This is a genomic window from Rossellomorea sp. LJF3 (genome assembly GCF_037046045.1).
Classification (GTDB): domain Bacteria; phylum Bacillota; class Bacilli; order Bacillales; family Bacillaceae_B; genus Rossellomorea.
Genome location: NZ_JBANLY010000004.1, coordinates 127925 through 153271 on the forward strand (window position 1 = coordinate 127925; position 25347 = coordinate 153271).

General features: G+C 44.9%; 36 protein-coding genes and 1 pseudogene. 30 read left to right on the forward strand and 7 right to left on the reverse strand.

All coding sequences use genetic code 11. The features are described from left to right. The first annotated feature begins 244 nt into the window (after positions 1-244). The 3 genes from V8G47_RS05960 (at position 245) to V8G47_RS05970 (ending at position 2180) form a co-directional block, all read left to right on the forward strand. Positions 245-634, forward strand: coding sequence for a VOC family protein (locus tag V8G47_RS05960; RefSeq protein WP_336199297.1), 390 nt, complete (start codon positions 245-247; stop codon positions 632-634). A gap of 230 nt (positions 635-864) precedes the next feature. After that, complete coding sequence (locus tag V8G47_RS05965; protein WP_336199441.1) at positions 865-2058, forward strand: MFS transporter; 1194 nt, start codon at positions 865-867, stop codon at positions 2056-2058. Then, positions 2058-2180: a hypothetical protein gene (locus V8G47_RS05970; RefSeq protein ID WP_336199298.1), complete on the forward strand. Its 123-nt coding sequence runs from the start codon at positions 2058-2060 to the stop codon at positions 2178-2180. The genes V8G47_RS05965 and V8G47_RS05970 overlap by 1 nt, the downstream gene beginning before the upstream one ends. Positions 2181-2295: 115 nt before the next feature. Here the strand turns inward: V8G47_RS05970 and V8G47_RS05975 are convergent, their stop codons facing one another. Beyond that, on the reverse strand, positions 2296-2811 hold the full coding sequence (locus V8G47_RS05975) for a DUF3231 family protein (RefSeq protein WP_336199299.1): 516 nt from the start codon (positions 2809-2811) through the stop codon (positions 2296-2298). 198 nt (positions 2812-3009) lie between these two features. Here V8G47_RS05975 and V8G47_RS05980 point away from each other — a divergent pair, with 198 nt between their 5' ends. The 12 genes from V8G47_RS05980 to V8G47_RS06035 all read left to right on the forward strand — a co-directional run bounded on the left by V8G47_RS05980 (position 3010) and on the right by V8G47_RS06035 (position 11102). Continuing rightward, positions 3010-3237, forward strand: coding sequence for a spore coat associated protein CotJA (locus V8G47_RS05980; RefSeq protein ID WP_336199300.1), 228 nt, complete (start codon positions 3010-3012; stop codon positions 3235-3237). Next, a complete protein-coding gene (locus V8G47_RS05985; RefSeq protein WP_336199442.1) occupies positions 3237-3497 on the forward strand; it encodes a spore coat protein CotJB in 261 nt (86 codons plus the stop codon). The genes V8G47_RS05980 and V8G47_RS05985 overlap by 1 nt, the downstream gene beginning before the upstream one ends. A 27-nt stretch (positions 3498-3524) precedes the next feature. After that, positions 3525-4094 (forward strand): manganese catalase family protein, encoded by a 570-nt coding sequence (locus V8G47_RS05990; protein ID WP_336199301.1) that lies wholly within the window; start codon positions 3525-3527, stop codon positions 4092-4094. Positions 4095-4539: 445 nt separating this feature from the next. Then, the gene (locus tag V8G47_RS05995; protein WP_336199302.1) at positions 4540-5406 is read left to right on the forward strand and encodes an ABC transporter permease subunit; all 867 of its coding nucleotides are present in this window, start codon (positions 4540-4542) and stop codon (positions 5404-5406) included. Further along, positions 5403-6413, forward strand: coding sequence for an ABC transporter permease (locus V8G47_RS06000; protein WP_336199303.1), 1011 nt, complete (start codon positions 5403-5405; stop codon positions 6411-6413). Before V8G47_RS05995 ends, V8G47_RS06000 begins: the two co-directional genes overlap by 4 nt. A gap of 209 nt (positions 6414-6622) precedes the next feature. Then, positions 6623-7471, forward strand: a complete 849-nt coding sequence (locus tag V8G47_RS06005; RefSeq protein ID WP_336199304.1) for an ABC transporter permease subunit — start codon at positions 6623-6625, stop codon at positions 7469-7471. Further along, a complete protein-coding gene (locus V8G47_RS06010; protein ID WP_336199305.1) occupies positions 7471-8484 on the forward strand; it encodes a peptide ABC transporter permease in 1014 nt (337 codons plus the stop codon). The genes V8G47_RS06005 and V8G47_RS06010 overlap by 1 nt, the downstream gene beginning before the upstream one ends. A 72-nt stretch (positions 8485-8556) precedes the next feature. Next, positions 8557-8682: a hypothetical protein gene (locus V8G47_RS06015; RefSeq protein WP_336199306.1), complete on the forward strand. Its 126-nt coding sequence runs from the start codon at positions 8557-8559 to the stop codon at positions 8680-8682. A 148-nt stretch (positions 8683-8830) separates the two neighbouring features. After that, positions 8831-9238: a YbaN family protein gene (locus V8G47_RS06020; RefSeq protein ID WP_336199307.1), complete on the forward strand. Its 408-nt coding sequence runs from the start codon at positions 8831-8833 to the stop codon at positions 9236-9238. A 19-nt stretch (positions 9239-9257) separates the two neighbouring features. Beyond that, complete coding sequence (locus V8G47_RS06025; RefSeq protein ID WP_336199308.1) at positions 9258-9437, forward strand: hypothetical protein; 180 nt, start codon at positions 9258-9260, stop codon at positions 9435-9437. A 494-nt stretch (positions 9438-9931) separates the two neighbouring features. Next, positions 9932-10471: a sigma-70 family RNA polymerase sigma factor gene (locus V8G47_RS06030; protein WP_336199309.1), complete on the forward strand. Its 540-nt coding sequence runs from the start codon at positions 9932-9934 to the stop codon at positions 10469-10471. Continuing rightward, entirely contained in the window at positions 10464-11102 is a 639-nt protein-coding gene (locus V8G47_RS06035) for a hypothetical protein (RefSeq protein WP_336199310.1), read from the forward strand. The genes V8G47_RS06030 and V8G47_RS06035 overlap by 8 nt, the downstream gene beginning before the upstream one ends. 42 nt (positions 11103-11144) lie before the next feature. Here the strand turns inward: V8G47_RS06035 and V8G47_RS06040 are convergent, their stop codons facing one another. After that, positions 11145-11333, reverse strand: coding sequence for a hypothetical protein (locus tag V8G47_RS06040; RefSeq protein ID WP_336199311.1), 189 nt, complete (start codon positions 11331-11333; stop codon positions 11145-11147). A gap of 412 nt (positions 11334-11745) precedes the next feature. Here V8G47_RS06040 and V8G47_RS06045 point away from each other — a divergent pair, with 412 nt between their 5' ends. The 4 genes from V8G47_RS06045 (at position 11746) to V8G47_RS06060 (ending at position 15203) form a co-directional block, all read left to right on the forward strand. Next, positions 11746-12051 (forward strand): DUF3784 domain-containing protein, encoded by a 306-nt coding sequence (locus V8G47_RS06045; protein WP_336199312.1) that lies wholly within the window; start codon positions 11746-11748, stop codon positions 12049-12051. 26 nt (positions 12052-12077) lie between these two features. Further along, positions 12078-12734, forward strand: coding sequence for a hypothetical protein (locus tag V8G47_RS06050; RefSeq protein WP_336199313.1), 657 nt, complete (start codon positions 12078-12080; stop codon positions 12732-12734). 119 nt (positions 12735-12853) lie between these two features. Further along, positions 12854-14929, forward strand: coding sequence for a hypothetical protein (locus V8G47_RS06055; RefSeq protein ID WP_336199314.1), 2076 nt, complete (start codon positions 12854-12856; stop codon positions 14927-14929). A gap of 34 nt (positions 14930-14963) precedes the next feature. Continuing rightward, positions 14964-15203 carry a hypothetical protein gene (locus V8G47_RS06060; protein WP_336199315.1) on the forward strand — a complete coding sequence of 80 codons (240 nt, stop codon included), beginning with the start codon at positions 14964-14966 and terminating at the stop codon, positions 15201-15203. A gap of 69 nt (positions 15204-15272) precedes the next feature. Here the strand turns inward: V8G47_RS06060 and V8G47_RS06065 are convergent, their stop codons facing one another. From V8G47_RS06065 to V8G47_RS06075, 3 genes are all read right to left on the reverse strand, one after another. Beyond that, a complete protein-coding gene (locus V8G47_RS06065; protein ID WP_336199316.1) occupies positions 15273-15473 on the reverse strand; it encodes a hypothetical protein in 201 nt (66 codons plus the stop codon). Positions 15474-15595: 122 nt separating this feature from the next. After that, complete coding sequence (locus V8G47_RS06070) at positions 15596-16024, reverse strand: hypothetical protein (RefSeq protein ID WP_336199317.1); 429 nt, start codon at positions 16022-16024, stop codon at positions 15596-15598. Positions 16025-16138: 114 nt separating this feature from the next. Continuing rightward, entirely contained in the window at positions 16139-16279 is a 141-nt protein-coding gene (locus V8G47_RS06075) for a hypothetical protein (protein ID WP_336199318.1), read from the reverse strand. A gap of 534 nt (positions 16280-16813) precedes the next feature. Here V8G47_RS06075 and V8G47_RS06080 point away from each other — a divergent pair. From V8G47_RS06080 to V8G47_RS06120, 9 genes and pseudogenes are all read left to right on the forward strand, one after another. Beyond that, on the forward strand, positions 16814-18016 hold the full coding sequence (locus tag V8G47_RS06080) for an MFS transporter (RefSeq protein ID WP_336199319.1): 1203 nt from the start codon (positions 16814-16816) through the stop codon (positions 18014-18016). A gap of 434 nt (positions 18017-18450) precedes the next feature. After that, positions 18451-18891: a GyrI-like domain-containing protein gene (locus tag V8G47_RS06085; protein WP_336199320.1), complete on the forward strand. Its 441-nt coding sequence runs from the start codon at positions 18451-18453 to the stop codon at positions 18889-18891. 106 nt (positions 18892-18997) lie between these two features. Then, positions 18998-19198, forward strand: a pseudogene (locus V8G47_RS06090) (hypothetical protein); the annotation flags it as partial. A 3-nt stretch (positions 19199-19201) separates the two neighbouring features. Continuing rightward, the gene (locus V8G47_RS06095; RefSeq protein ID WP_336199321.1) at positions 19202-19813 is read left to right on the forward strand and encodes an HD domain-containing protein; all 612 of its coding nucleotides are present in this window, start codon (positions 19202-19204) and stop codon (positions 19811-19813) included. 133 nt (positions 19814-19946) lie between these two features. Continuing rightward, positions 19947-20123: a hypothetical protein gene (locus tag V8G47_RS06100; RefSeq protein WP_336199322.1), complete on the forward strand. Its 177-nt coding sequence runs from the start codon at positions 19947-19949 to the stop codon at positions 20121-20123. 3 nt (positions 20124-20126) lie between these two features. Continuing rightward, on the forward strand, positions 20127-20918 hold the full coding sequence (locus tag V8G47_RS06105; protein ID WP_336199323.1) for an aminoglycoside N(3)-acetyltransferase: 792 nt from the start codon (positions 20127-20129) through the stop codon (positions 20916-20918). Between the two features lie 16 nt (positions 20919-20934). Beyond that, positions 20935-21207, forward strand: a complete 273-nt coding sequence (locus V8G47_RS06110; protein ID WP_336199324.1) for a hypothetical protein — start codon at positions 20935-20937, stop codon at positions 21205-21207. A gap of 54 nt (positions 21208-21261) precedes the next feature. Continuing rightward, positions 21262-21513, forward strand: coding sequence for a hypothetical protein (locus V8G47_RS06115; RefSeq protein ID WP_336199325.1), 252 nt, complete (start codon positions 21262-21264; stop codon positions 21511-21513). A 57-nt stretch (positions 21514-21570) separates the two neighbouring features. Further along, positions 21571-22311, forward strand: coding sequence for a phosphotransferase family protein (locus V8G47_RS06120; RefSeq protein ID WP_336199326.1), 741 nt, complete (start codon positions 21571-21573; stop codon positions 22309-22311). 56 nt (positions 22312-22367) lie between these two features. Here V8G47_RS06120 and V8G47_RS06125 read toward each other — a convergent pair whose 3' ends face one another. Beyond that, positions 22368-23138, reverse strand: coding sequence for an SGNH/GDSL hydrolase family protein (locus V8G47_RS06125; protein ID WP_336199327.1), 771 nt, complete (start codon positions 23136-23138; stop codon positions 22368-22370). 106 nt (positions 23139-23244) lie between these two features. Here V8G47_RS06125 and V8G47_RS06130 point away from each other — a divergent pair, with 106 nt between their 5' ends. Together V8G47_RS06130 and V8G47_RS06135 are read left to right on the forward strand one after the other, a co-directional pair. Continuing rightward, entirely contained in the window at positions 23245-24171 is a 927-nt protein-coding gene (locus V8G47_RS06130) for an ABC transporter ATP-binding protein (protein WP_336199329.1), read from the forward strand. Beyond that, positions 24164-25162, forward strand: coding sequence for an ABC transporter permease (locus V8G47_RS06135; protein ID WP_336199330.1), 999 nt, complete (start codon positions 24164-24166; stop codon positions 25160-25162). The genes V8G47_RS06130 and V8G47_RS06135 overlap by 8 nt, the downstream gene beginning before the upstream one ends. On the opposite strand, the gene V8G47_RS06140 is transcribed toward V8G47_RS06135, so the two are convergent. After that, positions 25159-25338 carry a hypothetical protein gene (locus V8G47_RS06140; RefSeq protein WP_336199331.1) on the reverse strand — a complete coding sequence of 60 codons (180 nt, stop codon included), beginning with the start codon at positions 25336-25338 and terminating at the stop codon, positions 25159-25161. The two genes, V8G47_RS06135 and V8G47_RS06140, sit on opposite strands and share 4 nt — an antisense overlap. Between the last annotated feature and the right edge of the window lie 9 nt (positions 25339-25347).

The window sequence follows — 25347 nt, forward strand, 5'->3', positions numbered from 1 at the left end:
TGAATCCCGCATGATTCTTTCAAATCCCGCATGATAATAGGCCAAACTGGCATGATGACCCGGAAAAGGGGGGCGACACGAATTGACTGCCCTAAGGGACGGACCTCAATTTTTTGTTCATTTTATGGGTTAAACCCAATATAATCGGGCTTTTTATTGAAATGTTAGAGGTCCGTCCCTCTCGCCGAACGGCCGTTTCTTCTGTAAAATAAGCAGATAGACGAATGGAAGGAAGTGAGCCAAATTGATTAAGTACGAATGTCTTCATCATGTGAGTTTGAATGTGACGGATCTTGAGAAAGCGAAGGAGTTTTACGGAGAGATCTTATGTTTAAAGGAAATTCCGCGTCCGGATTTTGGTTTTCCCGGAGCCTGGTATGACATTGAGGGCCAGCAGCTTCATTTGATCGCGGACGCTTCTTCCCAGACCATCCGGAAGGACAAGCATTTATCCAGTCGCGAAGGTCATTTTGCCCTCAGAGTGGAGAACTACCATGACACGCTTCAATGGTTAAAGGAAAAAGATGTAGAAACCTTAGAGAAACCCCACTCCAAAAGCGGCTTTGCTCAGATCTACTGTGCAGACCCGGATGGAAATCTGATTGAATTGAATGTGGATCAAAAAGAGCTGTAAATGAAATCAACAGGAGCATTTCCTTCCTCATGAGGGATCTCTTGTTGGTTTCTTTTTTGTGCCAAGATTCTGATCATCCACTCACCATTCAAATTTGCCATTCGTTTCATTGAATGTTCTTTCGGCCTTTATCAAATACTGATTAAATAGCAGATCAATCCAAAAGGGTGGTTTAGTTGAACGAACAATGCAAGAGCACGACGAAGATTAGCAATTGGTGTGTGGTGAGCATGGCATCGATACCTTTGGTGATGACCTTGGGGAATTCCATGCTGATTCCTGTACTGCCGATTTTTGAAAAAGAGGTGGGGATCACTTCTTTTCAGACCAGTATGATTATTACAAGTTACTCGATTGCGTCGATCTTTCTGATTCCAGTGGCTGGATATTTGTCGGATCGCTTCGGCAGGAAGGTAGTCATCCTGCCGAGTTTGCTGATTGCGTTAATTGGGGGATTGGTCGCAGGCTATGCCTCCTGGAAGATGGACGATCCTTTCACGTGGATCATTATCGGCCGTGTCCTCCAGGGAATCGGGGCAGCCGGGGCGGCTCCGATCATCCTGCCACTGGTGGGTGATTTGTATAAGGATGATGATGAAAAGACGAGTTCCTGTCTTGGGTTGATCGAGACGTCCAACACATTCGGTAAGGTGTTGAGTCCCATATTAGGGGCTTTATTTGCTGCGTATTTATGGTATCTTCCGTTTTTCTCTATTTCTGTATTCAGTCTCATTTCGATCGTCCTTGTTCTCTTTTTCATTAAAGTTCCCAAGAAGAAGGAAGAACCCGTTGCCCTTTCAGCCTTCATCCAGAGTACGAAGAAAATTTTCAAACAGGAGGGGAAATGGATCTTTACTGTCTTTCTTGTCGGAATTTACATTATGCTCGTCCTGTTTGCCATCCTGTTCTTCCTGTCGGATTCACTGGAGAAAACCCATGGACTGTATGGAGTGAAAAAAGGCTTTGTGCTCGCCATTCCGTTACTGGCCCTTTGCATTTCTTCCTTTATCACCGGGAGGAAAATCAAGGGTGAGTTAAAGGTCATGAAGGTAATCATGACGGTAAGTTTGATCCTGATGAGCATCAGTGTCGCCTTGATCGGGTTTGTCGATCAGCGACTGGTTCTTCTCCTCGCTGTCTCAAGCTTCCTGGGTCTCTCGATCGGTGCACTCCTGCCGACGATGGACGCGTTGATCACCGAAAACATCGAGAAAGAAGAGAGGGGGACGATCTCCTCCTTCTATAGTTCATCCCGTTTCATCGGGGTGGCTGCCGGTCCGCCGTTGATGGCCGTATTGATGAAATCCCTCCTGAATATTAGTCTCATTGGAGCGGGTGTCCTTGGTATCCTGATGTTTCTGCTTGTGTTGATTTTTATCAAGCCTGAAAAGTCTTCTGCATCAACGGAAAAAGGAGGTAAATAATGAAGCATTTGGATAGAGGACATGGAGAAGTGATGGAGGGGAAAGAACTGGAAGGTGCTTTAGGATATTTGCTCGAACACTTTGATGATATCGCAATAACTGCTGACGGCAACCCGCATTAACAATTCGAAAAATCATTAAAGGTACTTTCCCCACGAACTCACATGTTCAAGAATAATAAAAAAAGATTCTCAGGTTGAATAAATATCAGACCTGAGAATCTTTTGATTTCATGGATTACTCACAATGTTCATTTTTGTTTTTATGAAGCGGGGGAGGAATCAGCCATCCCTTTTCTTTGTTGAGCTTCAAGACTTTGGCCCCCAACTGGGCTTTTTGCATATGAAATTGGCCGAACATCATGGCAACATCTTCACGGATGCTTTGTCCCATGACCGTGCTGCATGCCACTAAGCCTGAAGCAATATTCGCAGACATTCCTGCTGCAATGGATGGATCCGGCATCCTGGCACCTGTCGGGATATCATCCAGGCAAGCCTGTGGAGGCTCAGGCGGAGTGGGAGGAAGTCCGATCCCATTTTCCTTTAACAGTTTCTCCACTTGTTTGATTTCTTCCTGACCGCCTTCGATGCTGTCTTTCAGTAATTTCTTCAGATCATCATCCCCAGCGTGATTAAGCTGCATTTGATACCCAGCCACAGTGGCTTTAGCGGTCAATAAATAGTTCCACGTTCCAAATACTTCACCATAATGCAATGGTTCTTCTTGTGGATTTCCACTTAAAATACCCATCATCATCCTCCTGATAGTCATATTTGTGTGCCACCTTTCGAAAACGATTGTACGAGCACAAGGAATAATTTTCCCAACGCGGTTTGAAAGTATGTAATCATTGAAAATTTAAAAAGACCCCATTTCCACATACCCGTCATGGGAAAAGATCCTTCTGCATAACAATAGAAAGATATTGTCAAATCAGGAGGGAGTCTCTTGCATCAACATTATAAAGTGTATCATCCATACGTCAGTCCCTTTGATCCTTGCACGCCGATCACGAAGAAGGTGTATTCGACCCCGCCTAATCTCTATATGGGATTTCAGCCAGCGAATCTCGAGCAGTTCACCCCACGGGAGGCACTGCGGACCGGGACGCTCTGGAAGGCGTTCTACGATCCTTACTATAGCCCTTATGAACTGAATGGGGATGGTGACTCATGATGAAGCAGCTTCCGGCGCATTATTACGAAGTGATGGAGGAACTGCAGGCCGTTGATTTCGTCATCGTCGAACTGACACTGTACTTAGATACTCATCCTGAAGATTACGAGGCCATCAAACAGTACAACGAGTACGTAAGAATGAGGAAAAAAATCAAAAAGAAATTCGAAAAGGAATTCGGTCCCCTGACCGGGTTCGGATACAGCTACTCAAACTATCCGTGGGACTGGAAAGATGCCCCTTGGCCATGGCAGGTCTAACGCGGAATAAAGGAGAGGATCGACACTATGTGGGTTTATGAAAAAAAACTTCAATATCCTGTACGGGTCAGTACATGTAATCCGAAGCTTGCGAAATTTCTGATCGAACAATACGGCGGCGCCGACGGAGAGCTCGCGGCAGCCCTGAGATACTTAAATCAGCGCTATACGATCCCCGATAAGGTCATCGGCTTATTGACCGACATCGGGACCGAAGAATTCGCCCATTTAGAAATGATCGCCACCATGGTGTATAAACTCGTGAAAGACGCGACTCCGCAGCAAATGAAAGACGCAGGGCTTGATGCGAACTATGTCAATCATGACAATGCCATTTTTTATCAAAACGCGTCCGGAGTCCCCTTTACCGCCTCCTACATCCAGGCAAAAGGTGACCCGATCGCCGACCTCTATGAAGACATCGCCGCCGAAGAAAAAGCAAGAGCCACGTATCAATGGATCATCAATATGAGCGATGACCCCGACCTCAATGACGGACTGCGTTTCTTGCGGGAACGGGAAATCATCCATTCCCAACGTTTCCGGGAAGCGGTGGAGATCTTGAAAGATGAGCGGGATCGGAAAGTGATTTTTTAAATGAGGGAAAAACCAACAGGGGTACGCTCCCGTTGGTTTTTTTATGGTATGATTACAAAAAATGGATAATGTAAAATGATTCACTCATCATCCATTTGTTACATGCAGGAAAGGATGAACGATCATTTTAGAAACTGTATTTGGAATCATCATTGTTCTTTTTATATTGGGACTTTGTTTTTTAATGATTTATTGGGGTTTGAAGGCTATATATAAACGCTCGAAATTAAATGGAACTCATGAGGAAGAGATGAAAAGGGAGATAGAATCCTTGAAAGGGAGGGTGGCGTTCCTTGAGAAGGAAATAGCCAAGAAATAAGTGCACCCCTGATCATGAAGTAAGCATTTTGCCGAAACAACCTATCGGGTAATGGGTATAATTGACAGAATTTTCAAATCTGGTATATTGGTAATGATTAGCAGGAATCATTACTGGAGGTACAAGATGAAACAACTCAAACAATCCGGCCTTGAAGCCGTTCTCATTATCATCGGAATCATTCTCGTCAGTGCCACATCCGGCCTGTTCACAACTCAGGCGTTTTCCCTCGTTACATACGGAAAGGAATTGATGGAGGTATGCAAGGAGCTAGTCGAGCCTCACCATCTGGTCTATACGAACCCCGTCTCGCATATCGAACGTCCGCTATTTCCCATCATCCTGAAAGCTTTCCTGAGCAGTGCACGTATCTTTTTCCTGGCACTGGGTTTGGCGTTAACATGTTCTGTCTTACTGATGATCCTCTATTTTTCTGTGGGGAAAAGGGCTCGGAAAGGGGTGGAAGGTGTCGCTTTCTTTATCGCCTCCCTGCCGGATATTTTTGTGATCGGATTTCTTCAACTATCGGTCATCTGGTTCTTTAAACAATCCGGTATTCTGCTCCTCGATATCGCATCCCTAGGCGAAAATCAGGTCATCCTGTTCCCGGCGATCACGCTCTCGATCCTGCCGACGTTCTTTTTTCTGGGATCGATGGTGTCTTTTTTGAAGGAAGAAGAGGGGCTTCCCTATGTGGAGCTTGCGAAGGGAAAGGGTCTTGGCCGATTCCGGATCATGTTCATCCATATGATGCGGAATGTGCTCGTCAGTCTGACCTATCACGGCAAGCAAATCATCTGGATGATGCTGTCGAATCTATTAATCCTGGAATACTTATTCAATGTGTTCGGGGTCACGTCGTTTCTCTTTTCCTATAACACACCTGCGATCTTCGCGGTTACGTCGATCATGCTATTCGTTCCCCTCTATCTCCTTTTAAAATTGATGCAGTTTGTGATCTCGAGAAAAATAGGAAGGGAGATGAGTCTATGAGAAAGTGGAATCGGCATCACGTCACCATTAGCATCTGTTTATTGTTCATCGTTGTGCTCGTCGGGTGGAGTATGGTCTTTTATCTGACGGATGCCAAAATCCCGAATACATATATCCTCTACGATGATGAGGCAAATATCATCGGCGACGCTCCGTTCCCTCCTTCAGCCGACTTTCCGTTCGGGACGGACCGGGAAGGGGATCACTTGTTTTACAAAGTATTGGAGGGGGCGCAGTATACCATTGGCGCCGCCATCCTGATTTCCCTTCTCAGCTTCATCCTGTCCTTTGCCATCGGGGTGATGGGAGGGTTTACGACATCCCGGGCGAAGAAGTGGACGCAATCGATTTTCACGTCCTTCTATTTCATCCCGCAATCGATCATCGCTTTCAATATGCTATATCCCTTGCTATGGGAACCGATGCAAGGGTTCGAAACGAGTTTCACCGAACGGGTCATTTGGCAGTCCATCGCCCTGGCCGTGATCATGGCTCCGACAACGGCGATTCTCCTATCCAACGAAACACGGCAGATTCTCGACAAAGAGTTCGTGACGTGTGCCCGGGTCCTTGGCGGAAGCAAGACTTTCCTGTTCAAGAACCATGTGCTTCCACACTTGAAGCCGCGGCTCTTTATCATTTTTCCTAAAATCATGATCCAGGCGCTTCTCATCATCGCCCACCTCGGATTCTTCGACCTGTACTTCGGTGGGACCGATGTGTGCTACGGCCCCATGTGCCCGCCGCCGCAGCCCTTCGTCCAGGAATGGGCGAGCATCATGTCCATGAGCTTTGTCGAATTGACCAACGCCTGGTGGATCTTTATGATCCCGATGTTCTTCTTCGCCTTGACGATTCTGTCATTGACGGGGATTGCGCGGGGACTCGAGGGATTGTTGGAGGAGGATGAGGTGAGGGCGGGTTCGATTGAGAAGAAGAAGGCTGAACGTAAGGAGAACGGGGCTTTGATGGAGAGTGATTTTAAATTGGTGGATCGGGAGTTATAAATTGTATTGGAAAAGGGTTGCTATTAATAAAAAACGTCTACAGTTTTTAACCAGTCTTGATACCAGCCATGCAATCGATGCCTTAACCACGTATCTTAAGGAAAGTGTTTGTATGTGGAACGATCACTGAGGCTTGGTTTAATGAGCAATTTCATTAATAGGCGTCTGTAATGAGCTGCCCCTCTTCTAAAAGAAAAGGAGTGACCACAGTGAAAACCACCATCCGCATTCTATCCATCACCCTGACGATCATCACCCTCGGAGCCTTCATCAGCCTCTTCCAAAACGGGATCCATTTAAGCCTCTCATCTTTCTGGAAGAACTTCATCCAGCTCATCAGTGCGCTCACCCATCCGGCATCGATGAGCTTCCAGACTGAGTCGCTCACCCGTAATGCAACGTATGATGTCTTTCCAGATTTCTTAGGGTTTTACTCCTACACGTTGACCATTCTGTTCCTTGGCTTTCTACTTTCGTTGGGGCTTGCCATTCTCTTGATTCTGATTACATTCCAGCTTTCCTTGAAAAAGAGGCGCGTGTTGATAGGGACCTCGACGATCCTTGAATCAGTGCCGGATGTGTTCGTCATTGTGCTCGCCCAGATGTTCTTTGTATTTTTATTTAAAAAGACCGGGATATTGGTCTTCGAGGTGGTGGGCGGGGCGGATCGGCCATATGCCTTGCCGCTCCTTACATACAGCATCCTGCCGACGATTTTCCTTTACCGGACGCTGATCCTTATTTTCGAGGAGGAATTGATGAAGCCTTACGTGGAGCTTGCGACGGGGAAAGGGCTCTCTGGTCTGCACGTTTTGATGAAGCATGTGTTCCGCAACAGCGTGGTCAGTTTGATCAATCATTCGAAAATGATCATTTCGTTCATGCTCTCCAATTTGATTATGCTGGAGATTCTCTTTAATACATACGGTCTTACCTGGTTTGTCATTAATCACCCAAGTTACGAAATTGCCACCATGAGTGTCCTCCTCATGTTCATTCCCCTATTTTTGCTTGAGGAATTAGTCAAAAAAGTGAAAAAGAAGGTGGTGGGAGGATGATGGCTTTATGGAAAAACAGGCTCTTTATGACGGGCTTTTTATTCATCTTCCTTACGCTGATGGGGAGTTTGATGTATGGATGGTTCTTCGATAATCACATTCCGGTGGCTGAGCTCCGATTAACGGAAGATGGTGTGAAAAGCCCGCCTTATTCCCCATGGGAGTACCCGCCATTTGGGACGAATAACCTCGCTCAAAGCATGTTCCATATTCTCCTGATTGGAGCGAAGTATACCCTTGGTGTTGCTTTTCTGATTGCGGCGTTGCGATTTGTGATTTCATCTGTATGGGGAACACTGTCCGAGCTCTATCTCCCGAAGCTGAACGGCCGGATCCGTCCGTTCCTTGAAGCGTTCTACTATTATCCAGTCACTCTTATTGCGTATCTTATGCTGTACTGGGTCCTGTTTACAGATGGGATGTTTAACGGCACAGATTCTGAATTCACCTATGGTTTTGGAACAAGGGTCATCATCGAAATCCTCGTCCTGACGTTTGCTGCCGTTCCCATCACATCCCTGACCATTTCAAAGGAAGTCAATCTGATACTGAAGAAAGAATTCATGGACAGTGTTCAGATCCTGGGGGGCACCCGCCGGCATATCCTCGTCAAGCATATCCTGCCGTTTTTGAAGCCCCAGCTTGTAATCATTTTTCTCAGGGAGATGATCCAGGTCCTGATCCTTCTCGCTCATCTAGGGATCTTGGGCATCTTTTTCGGCGGGGGGATGATGAAGGAAGACCTCTTTAAAAATATGGTCTTCGTCTCCCTTTCCAATGAGTGGTCCGGAATCATCGGCAATAACTTCCGCTTTTTGTTTACGACTTACTGGTGGATCGCGATTTGCCCGATTTTTTTACTGACGTTGACGGTATTGGCTTTCAAGATGATGCTTGAGGGGTATAAGGATGGGCTCCGGATAGCAGAGAAATCGATATCGAAACAGGGAATCGAACAAACAGAACCTCTGAAGGAAGAGGAACGGTTTGAGCGAGTCAGAAAAACGGTTTAGTGTCCCCTTGTGAAATTTGTCATGCCAATGCTCCTCCTTTCATACTCTTAAAAAAGGAAAGGGGCTGCTCCCATGATACTTTCAATTCTTTTCTACCTGATGAAAAAATACAGGCAGAAGCCGGTACAGGTCCTTACCTTGGAAAGCTTCCTTCAGGCCAGTTGGGAAGAAGAAACTTCGGGTCGACGCGTTCAATGACTAGTTAGACGATGGGCATGATCCCCGGAGATGGTGATGACTGCGCGGGATAATGCATTAACAATAATCTCCTAACCCGTCACACCCAACTTTCTGCTATATTTATAGTACAATGAAGGAAAACGGTTGAGGGTAGGGGAGATGGATCATGACATTGAAAAAGATGAAAAGCATCTTGTTTATGCTACTCGGGTTTATAGCCTTGGTATGCGGTGTTGCCGGAACAGTCCTGCCCGTTCTGCCGGGTGGCCCGTTTTACCTGCTGGCGGTTTATTTCTTTTCCAAGAGCTCGAAGCGAGTGGATGCCTGGTTTAAAAACACGTACATCTACAAAAAATATGTGGTCCCCTTTCTTGAAAAAAAGGGAATGACCCTGAAAGAAAAAATCAAGATCAATCTGACCGCAGACTTCTTTATCCTGCTGTCCGTCCTGTACGTCGACATTCTCCTTGTCCGGATCATCCTCATCGGAATCGCATTATATAAACATTATTATTTTATCAAGAAGATCAAGACGATCCCTCCGCAGTCATATCAAGTGGAGGAGAGCCAGTGATCTGCGGGCTTTAGTCAACATGAAGAGATATCAATTAAAACGTGATTTCAGGGGAGTCAAAAAAGGCTCCTGTTTCTATTTGGTCGTTGAATCCGAATATATCGGCATCAAGGAATATGTGGTACGAACGCAGGATTTCTCAAGGAGAATGATCATCTCTGAGAGGGAGATGGAGAAGTATTTTAGAAGGATGATATAAAGTGCCCGTCGATTGTGACGAGGCTTTTTTTTTGAAGAAATAAAGATTATTCGACAAATCGGCATGATTATGGTCGGAAACGGCATGAAAAATAGGAATCCCGCATGATTATTCTGTTGGTCGCACGATTTCTTCCTATCCCGCATGATTGTGTGTAAAACCGGCATGATTAATGAGGGATGGTCATTTTCCCTATACGATTCAACTCCATGTCCGGCCACTTTCCCCCCATCCGCCATCTATATGTATTCCATCAGGAAAAAAAGGAACGCTGAATAGGGAGGTCCGTCCCTCGTAATTTTGAAAGAGCAATCCAAGAAACAATTGTATGATCTGGAATGTTCTGTAATAATGGAAGCGGGCACTGCCCGGAGAAAGCCTGCCCGAGGAGACTCGCCAGGTTTTTATTTTTGGTTAAAATTGTAAATAATAAAACTTTTATCATTTGAGCAGCGTCTAATGAATGATACATAAAAGCAGGTGAATTTTCTAAAATGGAAGAGCGGACGAAATACGAGAAAGACCGACTACTTGAGGAAGCCATGACTCAGTATGGAAATGATGTCTATTATGTTGTTTATTCCTATGTGAAAGAACATAGCCTGGCGGAGGATCTGACACAGGAGGTCTTCATCAAGTTTTATCAAAAGATGGATACGTTCAGGGAAGATTCCTCCCTGAAGACATGGATCATCTCTGTCGCCATTAACCATTGCAAGGATTATTTAAGGAGATGGGATACGAAGATGGTCAGTATCTCCAACAAGATCAACGATTTGGTGAAAGGGAAGATGGGGGCACCGGAACAAACTGTGATCAAAAATGAACAGAATTCAGAGTTGATCCAAAGCGTCCTGGCCCTGCCACTCAAATATCGGGAAGTCATCTTTCTATACTATTTTGAGGAAATGAAGGTAGCCGAGATCGGTGAGAGTCTCGACATCAATACGAATACCGTGAAGACAAGACTGACAAGAGGCAAGGCTCTGCTCGGTTCCACAATTAAACGAAGTGAGGTGTACAAGAATGGATGAATTGAAATCATTGCGCGGGTTGATGAAAGAAGAGACCTTCAAAGGGCGTGGTTTTACGAACAAGATGAGAGAGAATATCTTGAATGAAGTCCATTCGAAGCAGACCAAGTCATTTTCTATCCATAAAAAACCGATCCTGGCACCTATTCTGTCTATGCTATTTTTCGCCGCCTGCCTTTCAATCTTTGTTTACTTCGGCGGAACACAGCTTGGGATCATCGGGAACAATGCGAGCGCTCCGTTATATGAAGCAAGCGATCGACCGGAATTCCTGGGAAGAGAGTTCAAGTTCATCACCAAAGTTCCGTTCAAAGTGGAAAATGTAAGCACGGAAGAGAAGGAAGGCCCCTACGGAAACGCACAAATCGTCACTCTCATGGGTCCGGAAAAGCAGACGATCACGATGTCATTTCAACTTCTTGAGCCTGGTTTAGATCTGACTTTATCTGAAGAATCGGTGAAGGTCGGTACTTCTAAAGGAAGCTATTCTGAAACAGAGGGCCCTTTAAAGATAAGTAGGCTGACATGGATGGAAGGCGAGGCGATATATGAAATGAAATACATGCCGGCACGGTCCGGCATCACCCTCACTAAAGACGACATGATCAAACTGGCGGAGTCCTTCCGTTAATGAAAAAGGATGATGGTTCCCTCCGCCATCATCCTTTTCCTGTTAACCCCCGTAGACCACTTTCACGATTTTACCGCTTTTGTCATACGTGACCTTTTTCCACTGACTCCCGCCGTTTGCGCTTTTATATAAGACGATCGTATAACTCCCCGACGTACTCCGGGAAGCTTCTTTCCAGGTGATGCCACCTTGGCCTCCGCCGTCTTTAATGACTTTCGTTCCGTTACTCATCATCGCCCAACTCCTTTTGTTAGTGAATACCAATATTATATGACTATCATACTATAAATCTTCTGGATAAATTTTCTTTTTATACAGGTGTGGGATGTGGAAATCGCCGGTAAAGATCCGGATAGCTATCGAAATCCAGTCGGGATATAAATATTTTAATAAAAGAGTTTCGACAAGTTGGCTTGAATATCGAAAATCCCGCATGATTATCTCTACTACGGCATGATTAATCTGACTCCCGCATGATTATCTGAGATCCTGCTTGAAGGGGAGCGAATCCCGCACGAATAAATAATAGGATTGTATAAAATGTATTCTTTTGAAATAATTGGTAGTATCATAAGCTACTTTTTTTATCAAACAGAAGCACAAGATAGCTAGATTAAACCAATTCAGAAGGAGAAATGTCCCCATGTACATCCCCTTTATCCTATGCATATCCCTGGGGCTGCTTATCATTTACTGCGGTTACTTAATCATGGTGAAGAAAAAACTCCACTTAATCGCCGGATATCAGGGTGATCAATATAAAGGTGATAAGGAGAAGCTTGCAAAGATCTTTGGCTGGTATACGATCGGGGTCGGGGTCATGACGATGCTTCTTCCGTTTGGTCTGGAATATATCGGCCTCTTTACAGGGACGGTATTCGGGGTTGTAATCAGTGTTTCAGCCATCGCCCTCAGTATTTATGTGATGGGGAATCAGATGAGGTCATGAGCCCCAGGAGCTCATCCAAATGTTCATTGAGAAGGAAGTTGATAAAATACCTCATTACCGCTGGCGTGATCCTCGTTATATGTATGTCCCTCTATTTCCCGTACCCCAATAACCGGACCATGTTCGAGCGTGTCACCTTCATGTCCTTTCCCATCAGCGATCAGGATGGATACAATCTGCTTGCCATCATTGGTTCTTTCCTATTTATCTTTGCGATGATCTTACTCGTAAAGGGAATTTCGAAATACCATGTCCGAACGGTGATCATCGTTTTATTCGCTTATACCTTATTGCCTCTTGGACTTGTGACGATTTACCAGGAAACATTTGCGAAAGGAGTTGCCGCTATTTCGTACGATGGCAAGGGGACGTGTGATTTCGAGAGTGTCAGTGAGGATGAATTAAACGGAGAATGTCAGCTGCATATCACCAACCATAGTGGTCATCCGGTGACGTTCGAGATCGAATTTCTGGATTCATATATTCCGGATAAGGCTCATCGTCTGACCTCACTCATGAATGAGGGAGGGCCTTACCGGATCACGATAGAAGCCGGGGGTGAAAAGATGGTTGAGGTTAAAGAGTTACTCGATGTGTCAGATGTCCCTAATCATGTCGACGGGGGAGGTTCCATGAACGTTCACTTCAAGATGTCGGATGGGGAACGGGAACGGGTTTTATAAACTCCACCGCCCATTAGGTTAAACAATCAATTTTTCCCAAACTTCCTATAATACGCGAACGAACCATTTGAGTGCGCATAAACTATCCTGATAGCTTATTGGAAGGAAGGTCATGTAATGTGAAGAAGAGAAATAAAAAAGACAAACTTTCGTGTCAAATCAAGCTCCCGCCACAAGGATGCCCTGATTTATTCCCACCTAACATTTGTATTAATCCTGTCATTCAATTGGAGGAATTGGGTGTCATCAGCTGTGAGGCGACCATCAGGGGAAGGGTATTGTGTGATAACGCACCAGTAGAAGGTGTACAAGTTACTCTGACCTCCAGCTTTCCGGAACTGACGTTCAGTGATCCGACCCCGGTCACGAACAGGCAGGGGGTTTTTTCGACCACGGTCACGGTCCCTCGTGGAACACCGATTACCCCTGATATCCGGATTACTGCAACAGCCACCGTATCGGATCAGACCATCAGTGATTCAATTATTGTAAGGGCGGGGTGTATACGGTGTGATAATCCTGTACTCACCTTGAATCCGATAGAGGGCCCGGTTGGATGTCAAGGGACTCAAATATCAGGACGGTTGATCTGTGATGGGCTGCCCGTTCCGAATGCAGCCGTGTTCTTTACAATCGGCAATGATTCCAACAAGGCGACCATTGCGCCAAACCCCGCCATAACGAAGGCAGACGGGACGTATACCGCCACGTTGGTGCCGTTCCTCGGAATCGATGCAACGATCACGGTGACGGCAACCGCCACTGTCGGCGGCCATCCGGTCACTTCCGAAACACGATCGGTAACGGTAGTATGTCTGCCGTGTCAAAATCCTGTCATTATCCTCGATGACCTGAATCCCGTCGTTTGTGACGGTGTCGTGACCGGACGCGTCCTTTGTGACGGTAGGCCGGTACCGGGAGTGCAAGTGAGATTAAGCAGTCCTCTCCTTGTGTTTGCTTCACCGACAGTCATTACGAATCTCAATGGAGAATTTTCAGGCAGATTCAGTGTACCACCGGGCACCACCGAACGGGTAACCACTTATACAGCAAGCGCAGAAGTAAACGGAGTTTCAGTGTTTGAAATGAATTCCGTCGAAGTCAGCTGTCCACCGTGTCAAAATCCGATCATTCAATTAGATAACCCCGGACCGATCAGTTGTAGTGCCCCGATAACCGGCCGTGTCCTTTGTGATGGTGCCCCGGTACCAGGCGTACAGGTGACATTAAGCAGTCCGCTTCTTACCTTCCAGCCCTCTGTCGTGACAACGAATATCAACGGTGAATACGCCAGTGTGGCAAGCGTTCCATTCCCGACCCCGATAACCGAAGGAGTTTCTTATACAGCAAGTGCCGTTGTAAATGGAATCCCGGTATCTAATACAAACTTTCTGCGTGCAGGATGTATCGACTGTCCGAATCCAGCCATGAATCTGATCGTGCCTCCAACAATCCAATGTGATGGTATCATCATGGGAAGAGTGGTCTGTGACGTGATGACACCGATCGCCGATGTACCGGTCTTCTTCGATGTCGTTCAATCTTCAAACAAAGTATTCATTGATCCTAATCCTGCGATTACGGGAGCAGATGGGCGGTATACGGCGACGATCATGGCCGTTGCAGGTACTGTGGAGACCGTAACCGTGACAGCCAGAGCAACCGTTGGCGGGATCCCGATCAGTGCAGGGCCGTTCAGCGTCAGCATCAATTGTCCTCCACCACCGGCATGTACGTGCAAATTCAAGCTCGATACTCAAGGGGGAGCACAGCCTGGTGCCCAAATCAGGGTGACCCGATTTGGAAGTATTGTCACGGATTATACCGGAACGTTGAACGTGACCATCAACGAATGCGGTGCTTCTGAAGGCGGTCCGTGTAATCCGGCAGTGGATAATTTCAACTTTGTCTTCAATGCAAGTAACGGGGATAACTTCCAGTTCACCCAGGGCAGAAGAACGATGATAGCATGCGAAAATAATTTCACGGTGGCCATCGTAGTAGGACTGATCAATGGTAAGGTCAATAACGGTCCTTCCCGGACATTCAATGTGCAAATCAGAGCGACACTCAACAATATCACAGGTGAGATCACTTACGAAATCTTTGCGGCTGATGGGACGATCACCACTTTCGAGACACTCGTTCCGTTTACGGCAGCGGGAAGTCCTCAGTCATTTATCACGGATTGCTAAAGACTTTTATAAAAAAGCGAACAAAAGCAGCGGGATGATTCTTGCTGCTTTTTTTTCGAAAAATCGTATTCAAACGGTCACCACAAATCTTGGCACCATGGCGGCGGGCACGCAGGAAATGATGGCAAGCATCCAGGAAATTGCCTCTCTTTCCGAAGAAGCAGCCGCCGGAGTGGAGAAAACTTCCGCATCGATTCAGCAAACAAGCAGCTCGGAACAATTGGCGAAACTGGCACAGGAATTAAACGGTCTCGTCCGGAAGGTTCAAGTGTAAAAGATTGATAGTCAAAGCCACAGAGGGTGGATCCTCTGTGGCTTTGTTTTTACCAGTGTTCACGATCTTCTAAAAGTGATAAAATGGAAATGAATCCCAAAGTGTATTGCGCTGAAAAGGAGTCTCTTCATGTTTAAAAAAAGCGTTCGATTTCCCCTGGGCTATTTTGTTGGTAAGATCCTCTACCAATTCATCAAAAATGAAGAGATCAGGTGGATAGAAAATATCAGTATCAGCTTCTGTATATTTTTCTTTATGTTGTTGTTTCATTGGGCAGATAAGCCGTATAAATGGAAAAGAAAACAACATTGAGTGGAATACCATACTGAGGAAGATGAAGGGAATGTGACGAGGCAAGCTGAGTAAGTAGTAAACAAGTGATGTTAGCCGCATTAACGCTCCACCCTGTTTTCAAGATTGAAGACCCGCTTATCCATATCAGTCATTCTTGTATTCGTATAGTGAAATTCAGATTCTATGCTCTGCCTCGTCACCTTTAGCATCGCAATGACATCTTCGGTTTGTGATGCTTCTATCCGGTTCACAGTTTCCTTGATTTCCTTCACATCATCTTGAGTTGTCTTTAAATCGGAACGAATGTTGCGGACATCAATTTGAGTTTCTTTCAAATCGGAACTAATCTTGCGGACATCAGCTTGAGTTTCTTTCAAATCAGAACTAATCTTGCGAACATCAGCTTGTGTTTCTTTCAAATCAGAACTAATGCTACGGACATCAGCTTGAGTCGTTTGCAGCTCACTTCGAAACTCTTTCATTTCTCCTTTTAAATCCAATAATATTTCAAGTATTTGCTTTTCCATTTTATCACCTCCTTCACTTCATTATAAAATATAGGCATCGGACAATCTACCTTAAACCAATTCCTTTTTTAAAAGAAGATAAAGGGACGATAAGAACCGCCCCTTTTTTGATCCTTATTCTCGCATGGATCCTGCTTCCCGTGAAGTCATAGCTCCCTGGCCTGCAGCGACATCTTTTTGGATTTGTTTTTTCACCTGCTGAGGGTCCGTCCCTGATGTAGTGGCTTTCATATTTGTTTGATTAAGCTTTTTCATAAACAGATCACCTCCCTTAGCTATTAGTATGAGCGGAGCTACCATGGGATATGAAAAATGTTCCCTTGTCCAGAAAAAGGAAGAGAGCTATAATAAAATAGAATCTTAACTAATAAAGGAGGGAATATCATGCATACGTTCACTGTAGACATCAAAAAATATCGACTATTAATGATGTCTATTATTGGAATTTCAGCCGTCCTCGGGACACGTCTGTCCTTTTTAGCTGATTTTTCATAGTGTGAACGAGTATATGATTTCCTGTAACAGCGAAAGCCATGGGGAATGATTCCCTGTGGCTTTTTTGATTTCATGGAGCGATGGCGGCTGGGGAGCGACCAGCCATTCAGCAGCTGAAAATCCTGCTGGTGTTCGAGCCGCCTGCGCTTTTTAATCCAGCTCCGGCGGCTAAAGGCCCGAGGTCATAAGAAGAACAGGCCCAAAAGGCAAAAAACGCCTTTCCGCCCTGTTCATCTTATGCTTGTCGCCTTTGCTCAAGCCGCCTGAGCTTTTTAAATGAGAGGACGAAACGAAATGATGAACATATTAAAAACAAAAAACAATATCTATTTACTATACTTTTATCTCTTTTTTGCCCAGCTGTTTTTCGACCGGGCACTATGGGTCATCTATCTTGGCGACAAGGGGATGACATTGGGTGAGATCGGGGTCCTTGAGGCGCTTCTCCATTTGGCCATTGTGTTATTCGAGGTACCGACGGGTATGATCGCTGATTTGTACGGGAGGAAGGTCAGCCTCGTGATCGGGAATCTGTTCAGTCTCCTTTACGGATTGTTCATGCTCTTGAGCGGTAATTTCTCCATGTTCACCTTGGCGTTTCTATCCATGGGGCTCATGGTCACCCTTCATTCTGGTGCCGAGCAGGCATTTGCCTACGATACATTGAAGAATGACAAACGGGAAAAGGATTATACCCGGGTGATCGGAAGCATGACGGCGATTTCTCTGTTATCCCTGAGTCTGGCGAAATTCCTCGGTGGTTTCATGGCGGAAGTGAGCTGGGAGTGGGTGTACGGGTCCACCATCGTCACCCACGTCCTGGCGGTGATTCCCTTGTTGTTCATGAAAGAACCGGAGCGGGAGAAGACCGAAGAAATCAGCGGACGCTGGTACAACCAGTGGGTCCATCAATTCCGGCTGGGGGTGAACGTGTGGAAACATAACCCGGTTATTCACGCACCGGTAGTTCTTTTTATCCTGGCGAGTGCGGTCATGGTGATCATGGTATTCTACGGGCAGGAATATTTCGTGGAACTGGGTTATTCTTCCATTGTCGTGGGAGCCGTGTTCACCATCGAAGGACTTCTCGGTGTCGTCATGGCAAAGATTGCGTACAAGGTGGAGGAGCGATTCAAGTTCTTCAATATCCTGTATTACGGATTAGGTCTATTTCTCATGTTTTTCGCCTTATTCATCTTCGCAACGGACTGGGCAATCCTGCTGTCGTTTCTTATCCTAGCCCAGCTGTTAAGTCTGTTCGAACCGATCTTCAGCTCATTCGTGCAGGGCTTTCTGAAAAGCAATATACGGTCTACATTTCTTTCCCTGATCGGTTTGATGGAGAGCTTTGTGATTATGATCAGCTTTCCCCTGTTCGGCTATGCCATTGAACGGACAGGATTCACTGACGGATTCGTCTGGCTGCTCTTGATTTTCTTTGTGTTGGCAGGTGGGTATTTGGTTGGTCAGAGGGTGAAGATTAAGGGACGGGATTAGGAAGGAGTCCTCGTCTTTTGAGGTGCTTTTAAAAAAGTACAGGAATGATAATTATATTTAAAAGATAGAACCTTGCTGGAGGAATTTGGCGAGGTTCTTTCTTTATCATATTCTTGTAAATAAGAGATCTTGTCTTTATAGAAGAACAGTAAATAAGCGGAGTGTTTCTGGTTATATTCTGAATGGAGCTTGTTTTTATGGTTAATAGGCGGAATTTTCCCGCTTAACCTTAGCAAAATCATCAATATTGGCACCGTTTGGTTTCAATAGGCGGAATTTTTCCGACTATTTATCCGCCCCTGGGCTTAAGCTGATCTCTCAATCGATAAGTGCAGAATGGACAATTTTTATCCCGGAAACGTCAACTTATTTTTTTAGGAGGAGAAGTTTAAAGGATAATTATGGTAAAATACAAAAAACAGGGAGGGATATGAATGGTTGCGAAAATGAAAAAAACATTTCGTTTTATAGGATTAAAGGGGGAAGGAGCCTTCAGTGATTTTAGTACGGAAGTGCCAAAGCATGCGCAGGAGTTTCTCTTAAGATTACACGAAGTCAATGCCGTCACAGGACCGGAAATCGCCTTGTATGAGCCGAAAAGGGACCATGCTCATGTCAATGGAATCTATTATGTCGGCGTCCAACTAGACGAACCCCTAACTAACGTTCCTGATGGGATGACGTACCTGGAATTGGACGAAAACTATGCAACCGCGAAAGGAACCGATATTGGAAATCTTCATAAGGATCTTAATAAGTGGATTGAAGAACAGGGATATCAACGAAAAACAGAAGCATATATAGTGGAGACGTATCATCCCTTGGAGGATGGCGGGGAAGAAGTGGCGGTATACTTGCCGCTTGAAGGAGCTTAATGAGCTTCTTTTTTTGTATCTGATTTCATTATATCACTCTTATCTCCAAAATATCAGTCTATTAAAAATGGAGGGAATTGGTAAAATGTAGGATAGGTGGGTTAACATCGACGAACTCACAACCGTCAGGAAAAACACCCTGTCCGAGCTTAGAAAAAGAAACGATGACTGGCTGTTCGAAGAGAATGAGTGGCCGAATGGTGTCCCGTTTAACCATTATTACCTCTGGTTTCATGTCCTGGAAGACGAGATCAATCACCGAGGTCAGATACGCAGCCTGAAAAGGAGAATAAAGAAGGAGAAGTAATAAATGAAAAAAGAACTTGTAAACATTTTGGAACTTGTCAAACTGGGAGAAAAGCTGAAATCCGAAATGAGGCATAGCTGGCTCTCGAATGGCAGACAGGAAAGCGTGGCCGAACATACGTGGAGAGTCTCCCTGATGGCCATGCTTATGGAACCTTACTTAACAGAGAAAGTGGATTCGGAGAAATTATTAAAGATGATCATCATTCACGATCTCGTGGAGGCAGAAGCAGGGGACATTCCGGCGTTTGATACGATGAAGGATTCAGCAGTAAAGGAACAAAAGGAGCTTAATGAGAGAAAATCCATTGAGAGAATTAGAGACATGTTAGACGATCCGTTAGGTAAAGAGTTTTATGAACTGTGGCATGAATTTGAAGAGAAAGAAACATACGAAGCCAAAGTCGCCAATGCGTTGGATAAATTGGAAGCACAAATCCAACATAATGAAGCAGACATTTCAACGTGGATTGACGTTGAACATAGGATGAGCTTTATGATGGATAAGCATGTCGAGTTTGACGGTGCATTACAGATATTTAAGGACATCATTGAGGATGAGGCAGATTCAAAATTGAAGGGAGCTGGAATCGATACAGAGAAATTAAAGATCTGAGGTTAGTGTTTAGCTCGTCGTTATGGAGTGTGAGAGTCAACATGACACTTCCTAAATAGATAAAAAAAAATTGTGAATTTCTTCTTTATTTGAAATAATTGGAATTAATAGAAGGTGATCGGAGGAACCAAACATGAAAACGGGTAAGCTATTATTCATTACCGGGTTACTCCTCTTTATGCTGGGAGTCTATTTATCTACCAATATCGTAATCATTGGAACGTTACTAAGCGTAGGTGGCGGTATGATGCTTGGGCTCGGTAGTTATTACATAGGAACCAATCAGGCGAACCGAAATAAAGGAGAATAGACTATGAAAAAAGGAAGACTCATCACCAAAGATCATATTGTAGACGATTTAGTGAGGATGGGCGTCACAAAAGGAATGACCCTCATCGTCCACTCCTCCTTAAAATCAATCGGCAGAGTCATAGGCGGTCCGGTTTCCGTGATCCTTGCACTGGAAGAGGCGGTCGGTACCGGAGGAAACATCGTCATGCCCACCCAAACCGAGCATCTTTGCGACCCGACGGAATATGGAAGTGGTTATTCAGATGAAGAACTGGAACTCATCCGGGAGAACATGCCGACTTTTCATCCCGATTTAACCCCGACCTCTTATATGGGGTTCATACCGGAGACATTCAGAAAGCAAGACGGGGTGAGACGGAGTCCCCATCCACATACGTCCTTCGCTGCCTGGGGGGAAGATGCTGCCGGCATCACGCAGGAACATGGTCTCGACTTTTCCATGAATGAACACTCTCCATTAGGAAAGATATATGAACTGGGTGGCTGCATTCTTCTCCTTGGAGCCCCGACGAATTCAAATACCTCATTGCACCTTGCTGAATACAGGCAAACCAACACTTTTTTAAAAGGAAAAATATGGGATGTCAAAATTAAAAAAGGCATGAAAGAAGTATGGACCACGTATCGTGATATTAATAATGAGTCCGACGATTTTGACCGTCTGTTTGAGGATTTTCACAGAGAAACATGCTATGTGAGACAAGGGAAGGTAGGAGATGCAAAGAGCTATCTCATCCCTATGAAACTGATGGTGGACTATGCGGTAGGTTGGATGGATAAGAACAGAAACTGACGGGGAGGCATTCTTCATGTCAATTGACGTGTTAACGTTGGTCGTCATAGGGGCTGTTGCTGCATGTGTTTTACAAATTTTGCAGAAGTACGGGAGGATCCCTTCTTTTTTTAATGTAAAATTATTCTTTTGGCTGGTCCTATTGTCTGCATTATGCTGGATCATTAGTCTTGCCGTCGGAGGATGGGGTGGTTTGAGCTTGACTGCAATCGGTTTGAACGGACTGGTGGCAGCGGTATCGGGGTTGGTTTGTTCGTTTTTATTGAATATCCTATTACGGGACGGATAAAGAATGATTTTAATAAATACGACATATGTAGATTAGAGAAGAGGAGGGGTACAATTGAAAAAAGTATTCAGTCTAGGTTCATTCATCATCTTTCTAGTTGGTCTAGTATTCTATTTTTTAGCCCTGTTAGGGAAAGACACATTCTTACTGCCTGCGGTCATCACGGCAGTCATTGGTTTTCTTGCAGCTTTGTTCGGTGAGAAAACGGCCTACAGAAAAATCGGCCTGTTTGGAAATGGTCTCATATTAGTGGTCGGGTTGCTTCTTCCGTTTGTGGTGACGACGTTTTTTTGGAATAAGCCTTAAGATAAAGAAGTTCCTTTATATTATAGAAGACGCTAGAAGAATAAGGGGCGAAACACAATGAACTTAGGAACTCCCATTGCAACAGGAAACACAGCAAAAGTCTATCTCTACAATAATAAAATATACAAAGTCTTTAGCGACTCCTTACCAGTCGAGGAATCCCAAAAAGAAGCAAAAAAGCAACAATACGCCCATTCATGCGGACTGCCCGTACCTGAAGTCGTAGATGTCACAAACATAGACGGAAAACAGGTCATCATCATGGAGCACATAAAAGGAAGAACACTAGGTGATCTTCTGACTGACAACATGGAAAATGCGGAGTACTATATGGGCATGTCTGTAGATATCCAAATGGGCATTCATCAGATCAAGGCCCATTCCATTGAACTTATGTCCGAAAAACTGCATCGTCAAATAGAATCTGCATCCGAATTGGATAATGAGCTAAAGTCCGCATTGTTCAGAAAACTAGAATCCATGACCTATGAAAAAACGCTCTGTCACGGCGATTTCCATTTATACAACTTAATTCTGTCAGAGAATAACGTCACCATCATCGACTGGGTGGATTCCAGTGCAGGGGATAGACGTGCTGACGTATATCGAACCTATCTCCTGTATTCCCAGGTCTCAAAGGAACTGGCGGATGTGTATATGCGGCTGTACTGTGAGAAGAGGGGAATGTCTAAAGAAGAAGTATGTCAATGGGCGCCCATCATTGCTGCGGCCAGATTGTCAGAGAGGGTCTCTTCTGAAGATCCAAAGCGATTATTGGAGATTGTGCACCAGATTTGATAAAGAGCCTGGGGGTATGAAAGAGCCATGGTATCTGTCCCCATGGCTTTTAGGAATTATTTTATAATATTTTTTTCAATCACAAGGGACAGGCTATCAGCCATTTCCTGATAAGTAGCATCATTTGGATGGAAGTTGTCACTTGAAAGATCGCGTTCGGCATCCGTTACCAAATTGAAGGTGTCCACCACTTGAACGTCGTATGTTAAGCCTAATGTACGGGCGGATTCATTCCATTTTTGAATGACCGAGTCAAAGGAATCCCCGTCCGGTAATTCCTTAAAGGGATTATATAGCCCCATATAGAGGATGACGGCATCCTTATTTATATCACGAATGGTTTCAAACGTTTTTTCCAAGTTGGGAATGTCGGTTTTCAGAATGCCAAGGGCGGTGGCTTCTGAATAATTGTTTAAGATCTCACCAGAATTAAAGAGGTTGTTTCCCCCAATCGTGATGGAAATGATTTTGGCGTCCTTAAGAGATCGTTTGACTTCCTTTTGTTCTAACTGGGCCAGTAAATCTTCAATCCTCGCACCCCGTACCCCTAGGTTTTGGTACCGCTCCACCGTATTGGTTTCTTTAAGTGAATCTCCCACCAGCGGGACAAAACCTTCTCCTTTCGAAGAGCCTACCCCTCTTGTCAATGAGTCGCCAAGTGCAATATACGTTTCTCCAGGAGTAGCGGGAGCTTCTTCTGATTCTGCTGATATCTTCTCTTTGGGAGGGTTGGCGATATCCGAATAGGCTCGCGCAAATCCATATCCAAATAGAACGGTCAGTGCAAGGGAAAGGGTGATAAATAGTTGCCACATCCATTTTTTCATCTCTTAATCTCTCCTTCTATTATGATTGTACCAAGTTTTCCTCATGCTGAGTATTTATAAGAGCAATTGAGAAAAAAGTTGGTTAGAATGGATGTAGGGTGATGATATGAGCATAAAGCCAACCGTTCAATTGAAAAATGTAACGAAAGTAATAGGGAAAAAGACGATTATAGATAATATATCATTTGAAATCTATCCAGGAGAAGTATTTGGATTCCTTGGTCCCAATGGTGCTGGAAAAACCACTACGATTCGGATGCTCGTCGGTCTGATCAAGCCAACATCGGGAGTCATAAAAATCTGTGACTTTGATGTGAGAAAGCAATTTGTACAGGCGATGCAGCGCCTTGGTTCGATCGTAGAAAATCCAGAGTTATATAAGTATTTGAGCGGCAGGGAAAATCTGCAACTGTTTGCACGGATGTTGCCTAAGGTGGACAGTGAACGAATACAGGAGGTCATTGATCTGGTTGATCTGACTGCACGAATTGATGACCAGGTACAGACCTATTCACTGGGGATGCGTCAGAGGCTCGGGATTGCACAAGCATTGTTGGGCCGACCGGATGTGCTTATATTGGATGAACCCACAAATGGGTTGGATCCAATGGGAATCAAGGATCTCCGTACATTTATCAGGAAACTGGTCGACGAAACGGGTCTTTCCGTTCTTGTATCCAGTCATATATTAAGTGAAATCGAGATGCTTGCCGATCGAGTGGCGATTATGAGCCGTGGGAGAATCGTGAAGGTAGGCACGGTAAGGGAGTTAGTGGATGCATTGTCATCAGGTGTGGACTGGAGAGTCAATAATGCTTTTCGTGCACTTGATCTCTTTAAAGCATCTTCCTATGTCCAAGCTGCAGAACTGTACGATGATCATACGATCCATACTCTCATGGATGAAAGCAAAACGTCGATCCTGAATGAATCTTTACTACAGGCGGGAATTGAGGTATGGACAATCGAAAGGAAGGTCCAGACATTGGAGGACTTATTTATTCGTTTGACAGGGGGCGATCATATTGTCTAACCCAAATATGATCGGTCTGATTCATAATGAAGTTATGAAAATTGCTTCCAAAAAACGCTTTGCCGTTGTCATTGCGATCTTAATCATTCTCGTCTCTATGTTTACATATGCACAATACCGGGAGATACAAGAGAAGATTGAAAAGCAGGGTACTCTGGACTGGCGGGTGGATCTGCAGCAGGAGATCGTCGATCGGCAAAACCGGCTGGCATCCAGTGGAATCCAGGATGAGGCCAGACAATTCCTTGAATTGGATTTAAAGCAAAAGCAATACTACTTGGACAACGACATCAATCCGAACTATCCTGGAGCACCTACATTCATCCGGATTTTCTTCTCACAGGGACTCACACTGGTCCTGCCTTTACTCATCATTATCATGATGGCTGATATTGTGAGTGGGGAATACAATGACGGCACCATCAAGACATTATTATCCCGACCGATCAAACGCTGGAAGATCCTGATGGCCAAATGGCTGACGGTTTTGTTGTATACATCGATGCTGATAGCAGCTACGGTGGTTGTCTGCTATGGAATTTCAGGGATCGTCCTCGGATATGATGGCTGGACGGCACCTATTCTGACGGGCTTTCAAGCTTCCCCATCAGGTGAGTTTTCAACGACCTATATCCATACCCTCCCGATGTGGAAATACTTGCTGATGTCAGCGGGTCTTGCATGGGTCGTTACAGCGACTGTTGCAACCATAAGCCTGATGATTTCAGTACTTGTGAAAAATACAGCAACTGGTATCGGGGCCATGATGGCTGTGTTGATTGCAGGCACCCTTTTATCTTCAATCGGTTCTAGCTGGACGAGCTCAAAGTATTTGGTGAACTTGAATTTTGACCTGATCAATTACTTAGAAGGTCAAGCTCCTCCAATCGAAGGGATGTCACTGCCGTTTTCATTAACCGTACTTGGAGTATGGACTGTCGCTTGTCTTGCCGTTGCGTTTTGGAATTTTACTCAGAAGGATATATATTAAGTGCATCGTAATAGAAGAAACAGAAGTAGCCACCCTCCACAAACATGATGGGTGGCTACTTCTGTTTTTTCCTTCTCCCCGGTCCCTTTCGACTTAAAGCTGATGAAGAAAAGGACGATGATTGAAACGGAAAATTCAATCAAGGTGACGAGATTACCCAGCACACAATAAACCATGATACCTGT